Below are 18,897 nucleotides of genomic sequence, written 5' to 3'. Positions count from 1 at the left end.
TACAGAAAGCTCATGGTGAATATATGAAGCGAAGCCCCGTCACACCACAGCACCTGCCCGACGCCGATGTCGTTCTCATCGGGGCGGGCATCATGTCGGCGACATTGGGATCGATGCTCGCCGATCTCAACCCTGACATGCGCATCGTCGTCCTTGAGAAGGCCAGCGACATCGCCGGCGAAAGCAGCCGAGCCTGGAACAATGCAGGCACCGGACATTCCGGTTTCTGCGAACTCAACTACATGCCCGACCCCGGTGATGGGACGAAGGCCGCCTCAATCGCCGAGCAGTTTCACCTCAGCCGGCAGTGGTGGGCTCACCTGGCCCAGTCCGGGCGTTTGGACCCCACCGAATTCGTTCACTCCACAACTCACATGAACCTCGTCTTCGGTGACCGCGACGTGGACTACCTGCGACAGCGTGTGGAGACGCTGCGTGCTGACCCCCTGTTCGCAGACATGGACTTCACCACAGATCGCGGTGAGATCGCACAGTGGGCGCCGCTGACGATGGAGGGTCGCCCCGATGACGGTGAGCCGATTGCCGCGGCCAGGAATCCGCGCGGCACGGATGTCGACTTCGGCGCCCTGACCCGAGGCCTGTTGGACATCGTCTCAGACCAAGCCCATAACGAGGTCCACACCAACCACGGGGTCACCGGACTGCACAGCACCGAAGCAGGCTGGACTGTCAGCGGGAAGACTGCTGCCCCGGCAACGGCCTCGGGCACAGCGTCGAGGCCAACCCGGCCCTTCTCTGTCAATGCGAAGCACGTCTTCGTCGGCGCCGGCGGGTTCGCCCTCAAACTCCTGCAGAAGAGCGGAATCCCCGAGGTCAGAGGCTATGCCGTGCTGCCCGTCGGAGCCTCGTTCTACCGCAGCGCCACTCCTGCCGTCGTCAGCCGCCATGACGCCAAGGTCTACGGGCAAGCCGATGTCGGCGCTCCGCCGATGTCGGTTCCTCACCTCGACAAACGCATCATCGACGATGAGGAGCACCTGCTGTTCGGCCCCTATGCGACGTTCAGCACCAAGCTGCTCAAGCACGGTCACCTCAGAGACTTCTTCACGACCCTGCGACCCGACAATCTCCATGTGATCGCGGCCGCCGGCCTGCAGAACCTCGACCTCGTGAAGTTCCTCGTCACAGAGCTGGCGGCGGGGCCAAAGAAGAAGTTCTCGCAATTGCGCCGCTTCTACCCGAAGGCCAGATTCAACGAATGGACCCTGGTGCCAGCCGGGCAGCGTGCGCAGCTGGTGAAACCTGACCCGAAGCGCGTCGGTGCCCTGCAGCAGGGCACCGAGCTCGTCGTCGGCGCAGACGGGTCGATCGCCGGACTGCTCGGAGCCTCGCCCGGCGCGTCGACGGCCGTGCCGATCATGCTCGACCTGCTGCGCTCGGCCTTCCCAGCCCAATGGCATCGCGGCTGGAAAGATGCCATGAGCCAAGCGATCCCCGACATCGAGAGGACCGACTGGAACGCCGAGGCGGTTGGGGCCAGTTCCGCAGCCACCGACGTCGCACTCGGACTGGGCGCATCCGGCTCACGGGCTTCCGACCTGGGTGCTTCCTGCCCCGGCACATCCCACGTGCGGGCTTCCGGCCCGGGCGCTTCCGACTCGGGCACATCCCACCGAGGGACATCCCACGTGAGGGCTTCCGGCCCGGGCACATCCCACGTGGGCACATCCATGCGAAACTGAGCAGCCCGATGCAACACTGAGCAGCCCCGTGCAACGCCGCGCACCCCGTGCAACACCGCCCAGCACGCACGGCATGCGGGCCCACCTCGGCGAGGCTGCCTTCTCCTCCCGGGCCCGCAGGCTGTGACCGCTAGCCAAAGGTGTGAATGTCGAGCACAAGTGACGCACGTATGCACGCCTGCCTAGCGGTTGCTGCGGGAGCCCCGACGCCTGCCTGGAGCGCCGTCGGGTCAAGGCTCCCACCTGGTGAGACATTGGCAGAATGCCACAGCAGAAAACACTCAGCGTTGTGGCATTGCTGATTGAACGGGGGCCGGTTGGGATTTAGTGTGAGCTACAACACCTAACGTAAGGAATCTCACATGAAGGTCCGCCTCCCCCGCCGAGCGCTCGCAATCGGATCAGCTCTCGCTCTCACCTTCGGTCTGGCTGCTTGCAGCGGAGGAGACCAGGGAGGAGGCGAGGCCGGCGACACGATCGTGGCTGAGACCGCGTTCAACCTCAAGACGATCGATCCCCACCGGCAGTTCGAGTTCACCGGGTCGACAATCGACACTGCCATCTATCAGACCGCCTTGGAATTCAAGGACGGCGACCTGACCAAGCCGACCGACGGCCTGTGCTCCTTCGAGATGTCCGAAGACGACAAGAAGATGACGCTGAAGCTCAAGCAGAAGGACGCGAAGTTCTCCAGCGGCGATCCTGTCACCATGGATGACGTCGTCTTCTCCTTTGAACGACTCAAGGGCATCAAGGGCAATCCTTCGTTCTTCCTCGACGGTGTCTCCATCAAGAAGGTCGACGAGGAGACCGTCGAGCTGACCAGCAAGAAGCCCAATCCTGCACTCCCCTACATTCTCCCCAACGCCTCGATCGGAATCGTGAACTCGAAGGTCGTGAAGGAGAATGAAGGCACCACCGACGAGAAGGACGGCGCCGAAGCCTTCCTCAACGAGAACTCGCAGGGCTCGGGTCCGTACAAGGTTGAGAAGTACGATGCCGACAGTCAGGTGGTGCTGACGGCGAACGAGCACTACAACGGCCCGGAACCGAAGTACAAACGCGTCGTATTGCGCAACGTCTCCGCAGAGACCCAGCTGACCGACATCCAGTCCGGCCAGGCACAGGTCGCCTACGACCTCAACTCCGAGCAGGCGAAGCAGATCGATGGCTCCATGGGTGAGATCGCGAGCCTGCCCTCGACGCGCAGCCTCTACATCTTCAACAACACCGACGAGAAGCTCGGCGGACCTGCCGCCGATCCGAACTTCCGCAAGGCCGTCATGTCTGCCATCGACTACGACAAGCTCACCGACCTCGCCGGAGAAGGATCGCAGCGCATGGCCAGCCTCGTCCCCAACGAGTTCGTCGGTGCCGTTCCGAAAGATCAGGCACCAGAGAAGGATCTAGCCAAGACGAAGAAACTGCTGAAGAAGGCTGGGTACGACGGTGAGAAGATTCCCTTCCACTATTCGAGCGACCAGTCAGTCAACGGAGTCGACTTGGCTCAGCTGGCGGAGACCCTGCAGGCTCAGCTGAAAGAGGCCGGCATCAACCTCGCGCTGAAACCGGCACCCAGTTCGACACAGCTCGACGGATTCCGCTCGGCCAAGCAGCCCATGGGCATCGGCACCTGGGGTGCGGACTACCCGGATCCCACGAACTACAACGTCTTCATCCCCGGCGGCAGCGTCGCCGACCGCGTCAACTGGAAGTCCGATCCGAAGCTGAAGAAGCTCGCAGCCGAAGCGGAGAAGGCCAAGGACAGTGACCGTGACGCCGCCTACGCCAAGCTCTACAAGGCGACCACGGACACCGGAGTCTGGATTCCTCTCGTCCAGCCCGTCAACACCGTGGCAGTGGGATCGAGCATCAACACGTACGTCTCCAACGCCGACATCACATTCGACTTCGCGAAAGCTGAGTGAGGATGTCGGTCTCAACCACCGATAGCTCCACCGCCCACCCGCCGAGCAGCGACGAAGCACAGCGCATCAAGCCACCGCTGCTGCCCCCGCTGCTGCGCTACATCCTCATTCGGATCGGGATCAGCCTCATCCTCATCTGGGGTGTCACGATTGTGACGTTCCTGATGACCAACCTGGTCCCCACCGACCCGGTCGCCGCCATCCTCGGCGACCGGGCGGCGGCGGACCCGGAGATCGTCGCCGCGACCCGTGAGCGCCTCGGTCTCGACCAGCCACTCATCGTCCAGTACTTCACGTATCTGAGCAACCTGCTCCAAGGCGATATGGGTGTATCCAACCAGACCCGGACACCAGTCCTCCAGTCGATCGGCCAGGTCTTCCCTGCCTCGATCGAGCTGGGCATCGGAGCCATCCTGATCTCGGTCATCATCGGTCTGCTGCTTGGACTGGCCAGCGCGCTCAAGCAGAACACGATCCTCGATCACGCCATCCGCGCCTTGAGCCTCATCGGTATCTCAGCACCCACATTCTGGATCGCCGCGGTCGGCTACTACGTCTTCTTCTTCAAACTCCGCGTCGTCCCCGGCGCCGGGCGCCTTGACCCGTGGATCACCCCACCGCCGAGGGTCACCGGTCTCTACACCGTCGACTCTCTCTTGGCCGGTCAGATGTCGACGTTCATCAACGCATTCGGGCATCTGATTCTGCCCTCGTGTGTGCTGGCCCTGTTCACGATCGGCCTGCTCACCCGATTCAGCCGCTCAAGCGTTCTCGACATCATCCGACTCGACTACGTCACCGCTGCCAGAGCAAAGGGGCTGCCGGCTCGCACGGTCGTCTTCAAATACATCTTCCGTGGTGCTCTCGTCCCGATCATCACGGTCGTCGGCCTGGCCTTCGGCTCGCTCCTGTCCGGCGCAGTCCTGACAGAGACCGTGTTCGCTTGGAACGGCCTGGGACAGTACGCCTTCCGCGGTGCGACGACACTCGACCTGCCCGTCATCATGGGAGTCGGACTCGTCATCGGCATCGTCTACATCATCGTCAATTTCATCGTCGACCTGATCTACGGCTTCGTGGATCCGAGAGTGAGGGTGCGATGAGCATCGGGACCCCCAAACAGCCGCCGACGAACACCACATCTGCCAGCGCCGAGGTGGCAGATCGCAATCCTGTCGACCGCGGTGTCAAACGGTGGCAGTTTCGCTTTCCGAAGGCACTGCGCACTCCGCTGGGATTCATCGGAGCCATCATCCTGAGCATCTGGCTGATTGTGGCACTCTTCGCACCACTTCTGGCACCGTTCAATCCGCTGGCGCAGGATTTCCCCCGGCTCAGTGCTCCCGGAGGTGGAAACCTCCTGGGCACAGACACCTTGGGTCGTGATGTTCTGTCGCGACTCATCGTGGCCGCACGCACCACACTGCCGGCAGCCGTCTTCGTCGTCATCTGCTCGGCCGTGCTCGGTTCCGTCCTCGGTGCGATCGCCGGCTACTTCGGACGAGCCGTCGACGAGATCATCATGCGCATCGCCGACCTCGTCTTCGCCTTCCCCACGATCATCCTCGCCATGGTCATCGCCGCAGCATTAGGCCCGGGCCTGAAGAACGCGATCATCGCCATCCTCCTCGTCTCCTGGCCTTCATACGCCCGTGTCACCAGATCTCTGGTCATGTCTGCTCGCAACAGCGAATACGTCGTCGCCGGACGCCTGCTCGGCTTCAGCGCCGGAAAGTCCCTCATCCGGGAGATCTCACCGAATGTGCTCTCCCCCGTCGTGGTTCTTGCCACCCTCGATGTGGGCTCGGCGATTCTCACGATGGCCGGTCTCTCGTTCCTGTCCCTGGGAGTCGTCCCACCGACACCGGACTGGGGTGCCATGATCAGCGAGGGGGTCTCGCAGTTCGCCGCCTGGTGGATCGCGTTCTTCCCCGGCCTGTGCATCCTCACGATCGTCATGGCCTTCAACTTCATCGGAGACAGCCTGCGCGACTCCCTTGACCCGCATACCGCACAGGAAGTGGGAGAAACCACCTCATGAGCATGATCAGCATCCAAGACCTCAACCTGTCGGTGACGACGGGCAAGGTGGAGAAGCACATCCTGCGCAATGTCTCATTCGATCTGGAGGCGGGAAAGATCACCGGTGTCGCCGGTGCCTCCGGTTCGGGCAAGACGCAGACAGGACTGGCGATCATGGGCCTCTCCCCCGCCGGTGCCCAACTCAGCGGCAGCATCGACTTCGACGGCACCGAGTTGGTCGGGATGCCTGCCAAGGTCCACAACCGCCTGCGCGGCGTGCAGCTGTCGATGGTGTTCCAGGATCCAGCTTCAGCATTCCATCCCATGCTCACCATCGGCGATCAGATGACCGATCACTACCGGCACCACAAGAAGGCCTCGAAGAAGGACGCCCTCGAGCGCGCCGTCCACATCCTCGAACGCACTCATGTCCCCCACCCCGATGAAGCGATCGGGAAGTACCCGCACCAGTTCTCCGGTGGTCAACTGCAGCGCATCGCGTTCGCCTCGGCGATCATCTGCGATCCGAACGTGCTCATCGCCGATGAACCGACCACCGCCCTCGATGTGACTGTGCAGGCTGGAATCCTGCGCCTGCTGCGCGAACTCTGCGATGACCTCAACTTGGCCGTCCTCCTCGTGACTCACGACTTCGGAGTGCTGTCCTCGGTGGCCGACACCATCGTCGTGATGAAGAACGGTTTGGTGGTCGAGACCGGAGATCGTGAACCTGTCATCACCGCACCGAAGCATGAGTACACCAGATCGCTCATCGAATCACTGCCCGGAGCGGAGGTCCCACGCTGATGACAACCACGACAACGACCGAGGACACTCCTCGGGCATCCAAGGTTCCACTGCTCGAACTCGACAACGTCTCCTGCGAATACAAGCTCAACGGCGGCGGCCGATTCCGTGCCGTCAGCAACGTCTCACTGCAGCTGGGCCGCTCAGAGGTGCTTGGCCTCGTGGGCGAATCCGGTTGCGGAAAGTCCACGCTGGCCAAGCTCATCTGCGGACTCGAGAAAACCGCAGGCGGCACCATCACCTTCGAATCCCACCCGGTGAAGCCCTTGGGCCTTGGCCGTCGGCCCAAGAATCTCCTGGGAGTCCAGATGGTCTTTCAGAACCCCTACGCATCGTTGAATCCGCGCAGACGCATCAGGGATCAGCTCACTGACGCACTCGCCCTCGACCCGGAACACAATTGGACAGTGGAGTCCCTCCTCGAAGCGGTCGATCTGCCCCTCGATGCTGCGCAGAGGTTCTCGCATTCGTTCTCGGGCGGACAGCGGCAACGCATCGCCATTGCGCGGGCACTGGCTGCCGGGCCCAAGGTGCTCGTAGGTGATGAGCCGATCGCCTCCCTGGATGCCTTCCTCCAAGCCAGGATCGCGCGGATGATGAGGGACCTTGCCATCGACTCCGGTGCGTCCATGATCTTCATCAGCCACGATCTTTCGGTCGTCCGCGACATCGCGGACCGCGTAGCCGTGATGGAGGCAGGTAACATTGTCGAGGTCGGTTCGACAGATCAGATCTGGAATGACCCGCAGCATCCCTATACGAAGAAGCTGCTCGCGGCCATCCCGAAGGTCGACGGCAAGGGGATCATTCCCGGGTAAGTGCTGCAGGAGACGTCGCAAGGAGATAGCGAAACATGGTGATATTGCTGCGCGGAGCAGACATCTGCGCCCCGGAACGGCTCGGGAAGCAGGACATCCTCATCGAGGGACAGCAGATCACCTTCATCGGTGACCTACCTGCCGAAGCGCTCCAGGGTCTTCCCAACGCCACAGTCGTTGATGCCCAGGGACTGACGGCCACTCCCGGTTTCATCGACCCACATGTCCACATCGCCGGCGGTGGGGGCGAAGGCGGGTACGCAAACCGCACCCCCGAGATCCGCATCGGCGACATCGTGAGCGCCGGAGTCACCACCGTCATCGGCTGCCTGGGGACCGACGGAGTCACCCGCAGTCACGCTGATCTCCTCGCCAAGGCCCGAGCTCTCGAGACCGAGGGCATCACCACCTATATCTATACGGGCAGCTACCAGGTCCCGGCCCGGACTTTGACCGGCGCTGTCGTCGATGATCTCGTCCTCATCGACAAGGTCATCGGTGTCGGAGAGGTCGCGATCTCGGATCGGCGGTCGTTCCAACCCACCGTCGAGGCTCTTGCCGAACTCGTCAGCCAGTCACATGTCGGTGGGCTGCTGTCCGGCAAGGCCGGAATCACTCACTTCCACGTCGGTCCCTACTCGACCCGACTTGCCCCACTTCACCGGCTCCTCGACGAGTATCCGATCGCGCCCCAGACCATCTACGCCACCCACATCACCCGGTCCCCCGAGCTTCTGGCCGACGCGGTGGATCTGGCTGCCAAGGGTGCCATGGTCGATATGACGGCCTCGTCGACGACGACTGATTCACTGAAACGCTACATCGACCTCGGCGGAGATCTCAGCCGACTCACTCTCTCCTCCGATGCCAACGGCAGCCTGCCGGAATTCGACTCCGATGGTCGGCTCATCGGCATGGATGTCGCCAAGCAGGCGACTCTGTATGAGCAGGTGTGGGCGTGTGCCGACCTGCCCGGTGTCGACCTGTCTCAGGCTATCTCTCTCGTCACCTCCAATACGGCAGATGTCCTCGGCCTCGAACACAAGGGACGCCTCCGCGTCGGAGCAGATGCCGATATCCTCCTCACCGATGACAGCCACACCATTCAGCTCGCCTTCGCCCGCGGACGAGAGAGCGTCCGCAGCGGCGCCCCGCAGATCCAAGGAACCTTCGAATGAGCCACGAGCACGACACGACGACTCCCACCTCCGTCGATGTGGAGGAGAAGCGTCCGCCCTTGGGCTGGTCACTGATCCCCCTGGTCGCGATGCTCGTCCTGTTGGCGGTGGGCTACGGTGTTCTCGGGCTCGCACCCGAACCGCTGCTGATCCTCTCCGCGATCATCGCCGGCCTGGTGGCTCTGCGGATGGGGCTGAGCTGGGACGAGATGCTGCTGGGCATCAGGGAGAAGCTCGACACTGCGATGCCGGCTCTGCTCGTGCTCATCTCGATCGGCATCCTCATCGGCACGTGGATGATCGCGGGAACCATTCCGATGATGATCTACTACGGCCTTGGGCTCATCAGCGCACAGTTCATCGTTCTCATCGCATTCGTCATCTCCGCGATCGTCTCCGTCATCACCGGAACGTCGTGGGGTTCGGCCGGAACTGTTGGAGTCGCCCTGATGGGAATCGCCGCGGGCCTCGACGCACCGCTGGCGGCCACCGCTGGCGCCATCGTCGCCGGTGCGTACTTCGGCGACAAGCTCTCCCCGCTGTCGGACACCACGAACCTGGCTCCGATCGCTGCCGGCACCACCCTGTGGGAGCACATTCGGCACATGCTCTACACCACGATTCCGGCCACGGTCGTGGCGCTGGCGCTCTATCTGTTCGTCGGCATCAATCAGAAGTCCGGCGGGACCGATTCGGAGCAGATCAATGCCGTCACGGGAACCTTGGACAGTCTCTTCTCCTTCAACGTCCTCCTGCTTCTGCCGATGCTCATCGTCCTCGGCGGAGCGGTTCTCAAACTGCCCACACTTCCGACGATCATCGGCTCGTCTCTGGTGGCCGGTATCCTCGCTGCCATCTTCCAGAAGGTCAGCCTCGAATCGATCTTCGCGTCCACTGTCGACGGGTTCACCCCGGACATGCTCGAGGTCGGGCCCACGACCCTGAAGAATCTGGATCCTCAGGTCGTCGAGTTGGTCTCACAGGGTGGGATGGCGTCGATGACCGGTGTCATCCTCATCGCGTTCAGTGCCTTCGCGTTCGCCGGCATCATGTCCAAGTCCGGTGCTCTCGAGACCATCATCCGCTCGTTGCTGAAATTCGTGAAGCGCACTGGAGATCTTGTCCTCTCCACGGTGCTCTCATGCATCACGATGGCCATCGTGACCGGCAATTCCTACCTGTCGATCATCGTTCCGGGCGAGCTGTTCAAGACGGCCTACGCCGATCGGGGCCTGGACGCCAAGAACCTCTCACGCACACTTGAGGATTCCGGCACCGTCGTCGTTCCGCTCGTCCCGTGGTCTTCGGCAGGCGTGTACATGGCCGGAGTGCTGGGAGTCTCCGTCCTCGACTACGCCCCGTGGGCAGTGTTCTGCTATGTCGGCTTCGCCTTCGCAATCATCCTCGGCTATACCGGAATCGGCATCGCCAAACGCCGCTGACCTGCGATGGACCCGACTCCGGCCCTGCCAGTGATGGCCAAGCGCCGCTGATCAAGCGTGCCACACTGATTCACTTCTGTGGCTGGCCACTCCTCTCGTGAGCACGGATGTATTCGGCCGGTGTGTACCCGGTGACGCGGTGGAAATCCGCCGTGAAGTGCGATTGGTCGAACCATCCGAGCTCTGCAGCCAAGTCACCGAAAGCTCCATCCCAACCCCGGTCGAACGCGGCAATGGCGTCCCTGATCCGTGCCCGGACCAGGATCTGTTTGACCCCGACACCGCAGTGAGCTTGAAACAGTCGCTGCAGCGAACGCTCGCTTGTCCCGCTGTGCAGCGCCAGATCGCCGAGGCTGATGATCGCCGGGTCATCGAGTCGGCCGAGGATCTGGCGGAACCTGGCATAGCTCTCGGTCATCTGTGGGCGAAGGGACAGCAGCCAACTCTCGATCGCACTCACGGCAGCGACCAGGCCGTCCTCGGCTTTCACGTGATCACCGACAGGCAGAACGCCGAGGACCGGCAGGTCGCCGTCGATGCCCGGGAACCAGGTCCGAGCAGGCACCGTCGTATCCCGAATCGTCGCGGGTGATTCGTTCGCGAAGGCCACAGTGCCGCCGAGGTGGAAATCGACTCCGATGACGCCGCCGCGGCCGAAGAGTCCGACATCGAAACGACGTCCCGTCACCGGACCGGTCAGCCAGATTCCTGCACCGTTCGTGTTCGCTCGGCCGATGTCACCGTATTCGAGAGTGAGATTGATCGTAGGCTCCGAAACCGTCGCTGTCTGATAACGCTCGTCAGCGGCCAGATCCCAGTTCACCGACCAATAGCGCTTCACCCATGGCCGCAGCTCTTCGGCAACTTCCATGACGGCGCAGTAGTGAGCGTGCTCGAGCATCTCTGCCGGTTTGAGCACCCGCCCGTAGAAGTGGTCGGGCGGTGATTCGCCGCGTGGCGGGTTTTTCCTATCGACGACCTCGTCCATGGAACAAGAATGGCAGACATGACTGACTCAGAGATGAAAGTTTCCGATTCCACCTCCTCGACGACCCCTGTCGCGAAGCTCGCGATGGTCACGCTCGACGCCCCGGACGCTTCGGCGCTCGGCGACTTCTATTCCGCGGTGCTGGGTTGGCCGGTGGCGTACTCAGATGAGAACTACGCAATGCTCACCGGCCCCAGCAACGCTCTGGGCATCGGGACGATACCGGACTACCAACGCCCCGATTGGCCCGACGACGGGCACAAGCAGTTCCACCTCGATCTCGCCGCCGATGACATCGACGCCGCGGCCGCTCGCTGCATCGAACTCGGAGCGACCCTCGCCGATCCACAGCCAGGCGAAACCTGGGTGGTGCTCATCGATCCGGCCGGCCACCCGTTCTGCCTTTCTGACGCGAAGAACTGGGGCTGACGCATCTGTGCTGTCCCACCAATGCGTCCCCGCAGGGACGCGTCTCAGTCCCGGGTCAGCTTCTCGACCCGAACGATGTAATGGGAGGAATCGAGGCCGTCGACGAGGATCGTCGCCGAGAACTTCTCGTTGGCTCCTGTCACGATCCAATTCGGTTTGAGGACCCCGCTTGGTGCGGCGGCTTCGTCAATACTGATGCTCATACCCAGTTTCACCGTCTTCACAACCTTCGTGCGCACCAGTGAACGCGCTGTTCGCCTCACCTGGTCCACACCCGGCTGGGGGCCGCCCTGATCCGAGGAATCGAGAGCACCGACCCAATCAACGACGGCCACACTTTCTCCACGGGGTTCGAAGTCCGCGATGTAGCCCTTGCCCGAGCAGGCGTTGACCAGAACGTTCATCCGTTGGCCCAGCGACACCGCAGACCCTGGTTTCGCGGATCGGGTGAATACGCCGCGGGTCCGGGCACGCAGCGCCGTCCACCAGAACGGGTGGAGCACCTCCCGAACCTCAGCCTCCGTGTCGGGGAGCTTGCGCTGGAATACGGCGAGCGCCTCGGCGGCGGTGATGTTCGGCGCCAGCTTCAGCACCGAATCGGGAGCGATCAGACTGGATTCGCCAGCAGAACCGGAAGCAGAATGCTCACGCATCTTTGGGCACCTGTGCTGCCAGCGCATCGTTCTGCCCGGTGAGCATGTGGGCTGGGATGGCACCGATCTTGTCCGTCTCCTTCAAAGCGGCGACGACGTGTGCGGGCACCGGGTGGGATTTCTGGGTGGCCAGAGACACGAGGATGAGTGCCAGGGTTGAGCAGACGATGCCGATTCCCATCGGGTCGACACCGGTGACATCGACGAGCCCGGTCAGCTGCCAGACGACCGAGGACACGGTTCCGAGCACCATCGAGGAGATCGCACCAGGAACATTGGCCTTCTTCCACCACGCTGCGGCCACGTAGACGGGGACGAATGCGGCACCGAGCACGGTCGTGGAGAAGATGACCACCTCGGCGACGGCCGGCGGATCGTTGACGGCGACGATGTAGCCGATCATGGCGAGGATGAGGACGGTGAAGCGCGAGACCCACACGGACTGGCTGTCGGACATGTCCTTTTTGATGAAGCGCTGGAACAGGTCCTGGCTGGCGATCGTGCCCGACTGCAGAAGCAGCGCGTCCGCGGTCGACATGATGGCCGCCATGATGCCGGCCATGACGATGCCGACGGCAAAGTTCGGCAGCACCGTGTCCGCGACCTGGAAGACCGCGAGTTCGGGGTTGTCGAGGTTGGGCAGGATGATGAGCGCCATGATGCCCACGATGTAGGGGGCGGGGATGAACAGGAGGTTGAAACCGGTGGCGTACATGCTCGCCGTGCGCGCGACCGAGGGCCGCTTCATAGCCATGTGGCTGACGTTGACGTGCGGCCAGCCCATGTAGCCGATGGAGAACACGAGGACCGCGCCGATGATGACGCCCCACTGTACGGAACCGATGCCGTCGGGGCCCCACATGGTCAGCAGATTCGGGTTGATCTCACCGACGGCGTTGTTGCCGGCCGTCCAACCGCCGACTGCCTGCAACGTGCCGATGAGAATCCAGACCATGCCGATGAGCATGATGATGGCCTGCACGAAGTCGGTGTAGGCCACGGCAAGGTAGCCGCCGAGGAACGTGTAGAAGACGATGACGCCGACGGCGATGAGCAGCGCCCATGCGTAGGGGATGCCGGTGACCATCTCGAGGCCGCGGCCTCCGGCGATGAACTGGCTCATGACGTAGAAGAAGATGCAGAATACGGCGACGGGGGCCGCGATGGCGCGGATCCACGGCGACGGGTAGCGGTGCTCGAGGTATTCGATCGAGGTCAGGGACCCCAAGATCTGGGAGAGTTTGCGCATCCGCCTGCCGAGGATGGACAGGTTGAGCACTCCGCCGCCGATGTCGCCCATCGCGTACCAGAGTGAGAAGTAACCCTTGGTGTACGCCAGCGATCCGGCACCGAGGAACATATACCCCGACATCGACGAACTCTGCAGGCGCAGCGCCGTCACGGCCGGACCCAGGCTGCGCCCGCCCAGCAAGTAGCCTTCGCTGTCCTTGTTGCCGACCTTGAGCGTCCACACGCCGATGCCGGCCATGGCGGCGAAGTAGATGACGAGGAACCAGGTTTCGAGGTTCATGCCAGTCCCCCGTTCTCATCTGCCGAGGTGGCCGGGCCGTTTGGCCCGTTCCCTCCACTGGCATTGCGTGAGGTCAGGTCCTGGTCTTCGGCGACGTCCTCGGCCTTCCAACCGCGCGAGAGGTAGACGAAGACCAACGTGTAGATCACCCATATCGCGGGGATGCCGAAGATGACGACGACGGTTGCCGTCGGGAGACCGAACATTGAGACCACCTCATTGTGACGCTGAACAGGATGCGGCAGTGTCGGAACCGTGCCGAACCACAGGCTGCGTTGGGCGACCTGTGCTTCCACGGAGCTCACCACCATGTTGAGGCGAGGATACATCGTTTTGTCAGATAGTTCTCAAGCTTCTCGGCCCAGCGGTCCGGCAACATCGGTCCTTCGCTGTCGACAAACGGATTTCCCTGTCCGCAAATGGTCGATTTCGTCGGCCGAAACGACCATTTGTCCACAGTGAATCGGGCGCGCCTCCGACTTGGCTCGGCGTCCGGCCCGCTCGCTTGGTCGGTCCCTGCGATCCGGGTGCTCAGTCGACGGTGAAGTCCCGTTCATGGAGGCCGGTGGCGCTGCCGGGGATCGCGGGGCGACGTTCGGCGATCTGTTCGTTGCCGTCTTTGTCGACCGCTCTGACAGTCACGGTGTGGGTGCCCGGTTCCACGTCGTCGAAGTGGCATCGCCATTGTCGCCAGGTGTCGGTGGTCAGCTCCTCGCTCAGCTCCGCTGTGTGCCAGTCGCCGTTGTCGATGCGCACGCGCACCTCGGCGATGCCGACGTGCTGGGCCCAGGCCATCCCCGCGGTGATGATCTGCCCGTCCTTGTTCGGGCTGACATGGACACCGGCGCGGGGAACATCAACACGGGAGGCCACGAGCACGGGCCCGTGCGTGGACCAGCCGCGCTTCGTCCAATAGGCCTCCTTGTCGGCGAATCGAGTGACTTCGAGTTCCGTCACCCATTTCGTCGCCGACACGAAGCCGTAGAGTCCGGGCACGACGAGCCTAGCGGGGAATCCGTGGTCGCGGGGCAGCGGTTCGCCGTTCATGCCGACTGCCAAGAGGGACGCTCGGTCGTCGGTGAGCACCTCGAGAGGTGTCGAGGCTGTGAAGCCGTCATCGGATGTCGAGAGCACCATGTCAGCCTCGTCATTCGGCTGCGCACGTTTGAGCAGGTCTCGGACCGGGTAGCCCAACCAGGTGGCGTTGCCCACGAGGTCACCGCCCACTTCGTTCGATACGCAGGTCAGGCTCACGCGGTGTTCCTCCAACGGCAGCTCGAGCAGTTGTGCCATGGTGATCGTCACTTCCTCGTCGACCATGCCGTGGATTCGCAGCGACCACGAGGAAGCGTCGACGGACGGTGGGATGAGCGCGGTGTCGATGCGGTAGAAGTCGTCAGTGGGTGTCATGATCGGTGCGAGTCCGTCGATGTCCAGCTCGGCTCCAGCTGGGATCTTAGGCGCCGAGGTGGCCGGCCGTGGCAGCACGAGCTTCGTTACCGCTCCTGCCGCATTCCGGGCGAGAATCGATGCCGACTGGCCTGCCGCGATCGCGGCGATGCCGACCGCGCTCAGTCCTGCGACGAGACCGAAGAAGGCACGACGGTCGCTGTCCGGCTGGCCGTCGATGTCGGCACTCCGGTCTCTGTCCTGAGAGTCTTCGGCTCGCAGTTCTCGGCCATCGCCGAGGCGGATCAACCCTACGTATGCCGCGCAGCCCAGTACCACTCCTCCAAGGGCCGGGACCGCGTCGAGGAGCGATCCGCCAGTGCTCACCAGCAGGACCACGGGTAGAATCCCGAGGCCGATGAGGAGGACGAAGGACAGGGTACGCCGGTGCAGGCCGACCCGGCCGATCACTCCTCCGAGTATCGCTCCGACGATGACCAGAGTGATGACGAGGGCGAGTTTGTCGTTTGTGCCGAAGATGCTGATGGCGGCCTTGATCATGGCTGTCGGCACGAGCGGGATGATCGTCTGCCCCAGGATCAGCAGCGGCGCCGAGGTGGCGGAGAAGGCGCCGGCGATGAACTCGGCGGCGCCGAAGTACACGAGGGTCGCGACGATTCCGGCGAGAGTGAAGAGCAGCGGGCGGCGATCTGTCATCGTCAGTGTGGCACCTTCTCAAAGCAGCGGATGGTGCTGTTGATTATCCTCGTCTTCGCCTGCCGGTGGGGACGGGAAACCTTACAGAACGATGACGGGTGGGTTCACGGCCCAAAATCGACGGCGCTCGACATCGAGGTCCGATCGATCCTAGGCGAGGCGCCGACGCAGTCGCACTGCCGCGTCAAGAAGCTGAGCCAACCGCTCTTGCTGTTGCGCCTCTGGGAGATCCTCGGCCGAGGCCGCACCCTCTTCGATGAGCACGACGACCTGATCGGCCAGGCTCTGATCGCCCAGATCCGGGACCGCCCTGCCATCGGAGCCGATCGACGAGAACTGTGCGAGCGCCTCGGCGATCGTGTCCCTGCGGGAGTGCGCGCCCGCTGTAGTGACACGGGAATTCGGACCCGCCTCGGCGAGCTGACGCGGGTTGAGTCCGATGATGCGGATACGCAGACGGCGGACCTCTGTGTCGAGGTCCGCCGTCACGTTGTTCATGGCTCAATCATAGACACTGCTTCCGGAACCGTGCAGTTGGGGTGGTCCCGGGATCCGAGGTGTCTAGTTCCTGAAGTAGGAGATGAGGCGCAGGATTTCGATGTAGAGCCACACGAGGGTGACCATGAGGGAGAATGCGCACATCCAGGAGTACTTCTCCGGGATCTGCTGCTTCACACCCTGCTCGATCATCTGGAAGTCCATGATGAGTGTCATGGCTGCGAGCACGGTGGCGACGATGCCGATGATGACACCGAGCGGCATTTCAAATCCCATGATGTTGATTTCGATGCTGCGCGCACCACCAGTGCCGGTGAACATCGCGATGCCGAAGTTGATGAGCGAGAAGATCGCATAACCGCCGATGGCGATCATCATGAACTTCTTCATCTTCGAGCCGTAGCGCACGCCCTTGAACTTGAACAGGGCGAGCATGACGCCGAAGACGCAGAGCGTGGCCAGAACGGCCTGGACGACGATTCCGGAGAACTGGGCTTCGAAGATCGCGGAGATGCCACCGAGGAAGACCCCCTCGAAGACCGCATAGCCGATGATCAGGGCCTTGCTCGGTTCCTTCTTGAAGGCGTTGACCAGGCCGAGGACCAGGGCGATGAGCATCGCGGGAAGGGCGAGGGGCGGAACGAACCAGCCGACGACGGCACCGGCGAGAAGAATGGCGAAGAGAACACCGGTCTTCATCATGACGTCGTCGTAGGTCATTGCGCGTTCGGCGGTCTGCGGGCCGGCGTTGCGGTTCTGCGCGGCAGGCTGGTCGAACAGGTTGTTGAGATCCTGGTCGGACATGACCGGTTCGTTGCGTCCGGCTTGGACTCCCTGGTTGAGAGCCCGGTTCATCATGGGGTTACTCACGGTCGAGATCCTTTCGATCTGAGCAGGTTGCTCGCGCAGACGATATGCCGCACGAGAGTTGAATCATGGTCTCAGTCTAATCACCTGAGCTGGACAGTCACTGAAGAACCAGTGCCCGAGCCAACGAGCGTTGCACGATCGTAACGCTCGTCGGCGGCCAGGTTATTCCCACTTCCACGGCAGGCGTTGTAACCGCCCCACCTCGCGAGCCGAACCAGAGCCCTCAGCCCATGTGGTAGCTCGTGGCGGCTCCGGGGCCCCATGGAATTCCGGTGGCCCACCAGATGAAGAAGAGCAGTCCCCAGAGAACGAACATCGCGAATGAGAGCGGAATGGTGAACGACAGCACGGTGCCGATTCCGGCATCCCTCTTATACCGCTGGATGAAGCCGAGGACCACGACGAAGTACGGGCTCATCGGGGAGATGATGTTCGTCGTCGAGTCACCGATGCGGTAGAGGGCCTGCGTGGTCTCCGGGGCGATGGACAGGAGCATGAACATCGGAACGAGGACCGGTGCCATGAGCGTCCACAGTCCCGATCCGGAGGTCAGGAACAGTGCGCCGAGGGCAACCAACAGCCATCCGCCGAGGAGGATGACGAACGTTCCGGTGTCGAGTGAACCGAAGAACTCGGCTCCGCGGATCGCGAGGATCTCGCCGAGGCTGGACATCTTGAACAGCGCGAGGAACTGGCTGGCGGCGAAGAACAGGACGATGACGGGCACGAAAGGAAGAAGCCCCTTGCCCATCATGTCGGGGATGTCGGAGGTCTTCTTGATCGATCCGGTGGCGTAGCCGTAGACGATGCCGATGATGAAGAAGCCGAAGCCGATGATGGCAGCGATACCCGCCATCAGGCCCGATTCGGGGCCGAAGCCGCCGGCTTCATCGCGCAGGAAGGAGCCTTCGGGCAGTGCGAGGAAGAACAGGATGGCGGCGCAGGCGACGATGCTGAGCACAGCGAAGACCACTCCGCGCTTCTCGTTGGAGTCCAGTGCCAATTTGACGTCGAAGTTGTCGGGGTCGTTCTCATCCGGTTCGTCGAGTTCGATCTGGTCGGCGCGCTTGGTCAGCAGGAGTTCAGTGACCAGGGTGACCGCGGCTGCGACGACGAACATCGAGACGAAGTTGAAGTAGAAGTTCGCGACGGGGCTGACCACATATTCCGGGTCGATGATCTGAGCCGCCGATGTGGAGAGCCCGCCGAGGATCGTATCCAAGGAGTTGACCATGGGTGCTGCCGAATATCCGCCCGAGGTGGCGGCGTAGGCGACGAGGCAGCCGAGCAGCGGATTGCGTCCCACAGCTTTGAACGCAAGCCCGCCGAGGGGAATCATGATCATGTAGGAGGCGTCGGAGGCGATCGACGAGGCGGTACCGGCGAGTGCCACGATGAACGTGATCCACTTCGGTGAGGCACCGGCGATGGTTCCGCGCAGCATTGCCGGGATGAGCCCGGACTGCTCGGCCACGGCCACGCCGATGAGCACGATGAGGACCAGGCCCAATGGTGGGAACGTGACGAAGTTGTTCGTGGCTCCGGCAACGATCTCACGCAGGGATTCCGTGCTGAAGAGGTTGGTCACCGTCACCGTCTTGTCGGTGGCCGGATTGACGGCCTGCAGGCCGGAGGCGGAGAAGATTGCCGAGAGGATCATGACCACGACGGCCAGTGACAGGAACAGCCAGAAGGGGTGCGGAAGCTTGTTTCCGGCCTTCTCGATGATGACCAGCAGGCGCATCAGCCAACTGAGTTCGGCTGGCTGCTTCGGTTTCGTGTCGGTGACAGCGGTGTTGCGCGACATCGATGCTCCTCGGTGGTTCGTCAATGGGGTGTGCAGATGAGCCGGACGAAGCCGCTCACCTCGGCGGCCGGTCACGACCTGAGTGTGGCAGGGACCACTGTGTGCAAGTTCTCAGTG

17 protein-coding genes are annotated in these 18,897 nt (G+C 62.7%); 9 read left to right on the top strand and 8 right to left on the bottom strand.

Going from position 1 to position 18,897, the window contains the following annotated elements; genetic code table 11:
• Positions 1-23: 23 nt before the first annotated feature.
• The 8 genes from FO013_RS02880 to nhaC all read left to right on the top strand — a co-directional run bounded on the left by FO013_RS02880 (position 24) and on the right by nhaC (position 9,898).
• Positions 24-1,703, top strand: a complete 1,680-nt coding sequence (locus FO013_RS02880; protein WP_143921081.1) for a malate:quinone oxidoreductase — start codon at positions 24-26, stop codon at positions 1,701-1,703.
• 362 nt (positions 1,704-2,065) lie between these two features.
• Positions 2,066-3,631 carry an ABC transporter substrate-binding protein gene (locus FO013_RS02875; protein WP_143921080.1) on the top strand — a complete coding sequence of 522 codons (1,566 nt, stop codon included), beginning with the start codon at positions 2,066-2,068 and terminating at the stop codon, positions 3,629-3,631.
• A 2-nt stretch (positions 3,632-3,633) separates the two neighbouring features.
• Positions 3,634-4,734, top strand: coding sequence for an ABC transporter permease (locus FO013_RS02870; protein ID WP_260847948.1), 1,101 nt, complete (start codon positions 3,634-3,636; stop codon positions 4,732-4,734).
• A complete protein-coding gene (locus FO013_RS02865; RefSeq protein ID WP_143921079.1) occupies positions 4,731-5,672 on the top strand; it encodes an ABC transporter permease in 942 nt (313 codons plus the stop codon). The genes FO013_RS02870 and FO013_RS02865 overlap by 4 nt, the downstream gene beginning before the upstream one ends.
• On the top strand, positions 5,669-6,460 hold the full coding sequence (locus FO013_RS02860) for an ABC transporter ATP-binding protein (RefSeq protein ID WP_143921078.1): 792 nt from the start codon (positions 5,669-5,671) through the stop codon (positions 6,458-6,460). Before FO013_RS02865 ends, FO013_RS02860 begins: the two co-directional genes overlap by 4 nt.
• The gene (locus FO013_RS02855) at positions 6,460-7,278 is read left to right on the top strand and encodes an ABC transporter ATP-binding protein (RefSeq protein WP_143921077.1); all 819 of its coding nucleotides are present in this window, start codon (positions 6,460-6,462) and stop codon (positions 7,276-7,278) included. Before FO013_RS02860 ends, FO013_RS02855 begins: the two co-directional genes overlap by 1 nt.
• Before the next feature lie 35 nt (positions 7,279-7,313).
• Positions 7,314-8,456, top strand: a complete 1,143-nt coding sequence (iadA, locus tag FO013_RS02850; RefSeq protein WP_143921076.1) for a beta-aspartyl-peptidase — start codon at positions 7,314-7,316, stop codon at positions 8,454-8,456.
• The gene (gene nhaC, locus FO013_RS02845) at positions 8,453-9,898 is read left to right on the top strand and encodes a Na+/H+ antiporter NhaC (RefSeq protein ID WP_186292970.1); all 1,446 of its coding nucleotides are present in this window, start codon (positions 8,453-8,455) and stop codon (positions 9,896-9,898) included. Before iadA ends, nhaC begins: the two co-directional genes overlap by 4 nt.
• A 70-nt stretch (positions 9,899-9,968) precedes the next feature.
• On the opposite strand, the gene FO013_RS02840 is transcribed toward nhaC, so the two are convergent.
• Positions 9,969-10,886, bottom strand: coding sequence for a helix-turn-helix transcriptional regulator (locus tag FO013_RS02840; protein WP_143921075.1), 918 nt, complete (start codon positions 10,884-10,886; stop codon positions 9,969-9,971).
• A gap of 18 nt (positions 10,887-10,904) precedes the next feature.
• Here FO013_RS02840 and FO013_RS02835 point away from each other — a divergent pair, with 18 nt between their 5' ends.
• The gene (locus FO013_RS02835) at positions 10,905-11,315 is read left to right on the top strand and encodes a VOC family protein (RefSeq protein WP_260847947.1); all 411 of its coding nucleotides are present in this window, start codon (positions 10,905-10,907) and stop codon (positions 11,313-11,315) included.
• A 44-nt stretch (positions 11,316-11,359) separates the two neighbouring features.
• On the opposite strand, the gene FO013_RS02830 is transcribed toward FO013_RS02835, so the two are convergent.
• The 7 genes from FO013_RS02830 to FO013_RS02800 form a co-directional block, all read right to left on the bottom strand.
• Positions 11,360-11,968 (bottom strand): hypothetical protein, encoded by a 609-nt coding sequence (locus tag FO013_RS02830; protein WP_143921073.1) that lies wholly within the window; start codon positions 11,966-11,968, stop codon positions 11,360-11,362.
• Positions 11,961-13,499, bottom strand: coding sequence for a sodium/proline symporter (locus FO013_RS02825; RefSeq protein ID WP_143921072.1), 1,539 nt, complete (start codon positions 13,497-13,499; stop codon positions 11,961-11,963). The genes FO013_RS02830 and FO013_RS02825 overlap by 8 nt, the downstream gene beginning before the upstream one ends.
• Complete coding sequence (locus FO013_RS02820) at positions 13,496-13,795, bottom strand: hypothetical protein (RefSeq protein ID WP_260847946.1); 300 nt, start codon at positions 13,793-13,795, stop codon at positions 13,496-13,498. The genes FO013_RS02825 and FO013_RS02820 overlap by 4 nt, the downstream gene beginning before the upstream one ends.
• Positions 13,796-14,030: 235 nt before the next feature.
• Positions 14,031-15,605, bottom strand: coding sequence for a molybdopterin-dependent oxidoreductase (locus tag FO013_RS02815; protein WP_143921071.1), 1,575 nt, complete (start codon positions 15,603-15,605; stop codon positions 14,031-14,033).
• 150 nt (positions 15,606-15,755) lie between these two features.
• Entirely contained in the window at positions 15,756-16,103 is a 348-nt protein-coding gene (locus FO013_RS02810) for a hypothetical protein (RefSeq protein ID WP_143921070.1), read from the bottom strand.
• A gap of 63 nt (positions 16,104-16,166) precedes the next feature.
• Positions 16,167-16,961, bottom strand: coding sequence for a Bax inhibitor-1/YccA family protein (locus tag FO013_RS02805; RefSeq protein ID WP_143921430.1), 795 nt, complete (start codon positions 16,959-16,961; stop codon positions 16,167-16,169).
• Positions 16,962-17,196: 235 nt separating this feature from the next.
• Complete coding sequence (locus FO013_RS02800; protein WP_143921069.1) at positions 17,197-18,780, bottom strand: AbgT family transporter; 1,584 nt, start codon at positions 18,778-18,780, stop codon at positions 17,197-17,199.
• Between the last annotated feature and the right edge of the window lie 117 nt (positions 18,781-18,897).

This window comes from Brevibacterium aurantiacum (assembly GCF_007558825.1).
Taxonomy (GTDB): Bacteria; Actinomycetota; Actinomycetes; order Actinomycetales; family Brevibacteriaceae; genus Brevibacterium; species Brevibacterium aurantiacum_A.
Note: the sequence above shows the minus strand (reverse complement) of the source record. Positions and strands in the feature narration are given on the sequence as shown.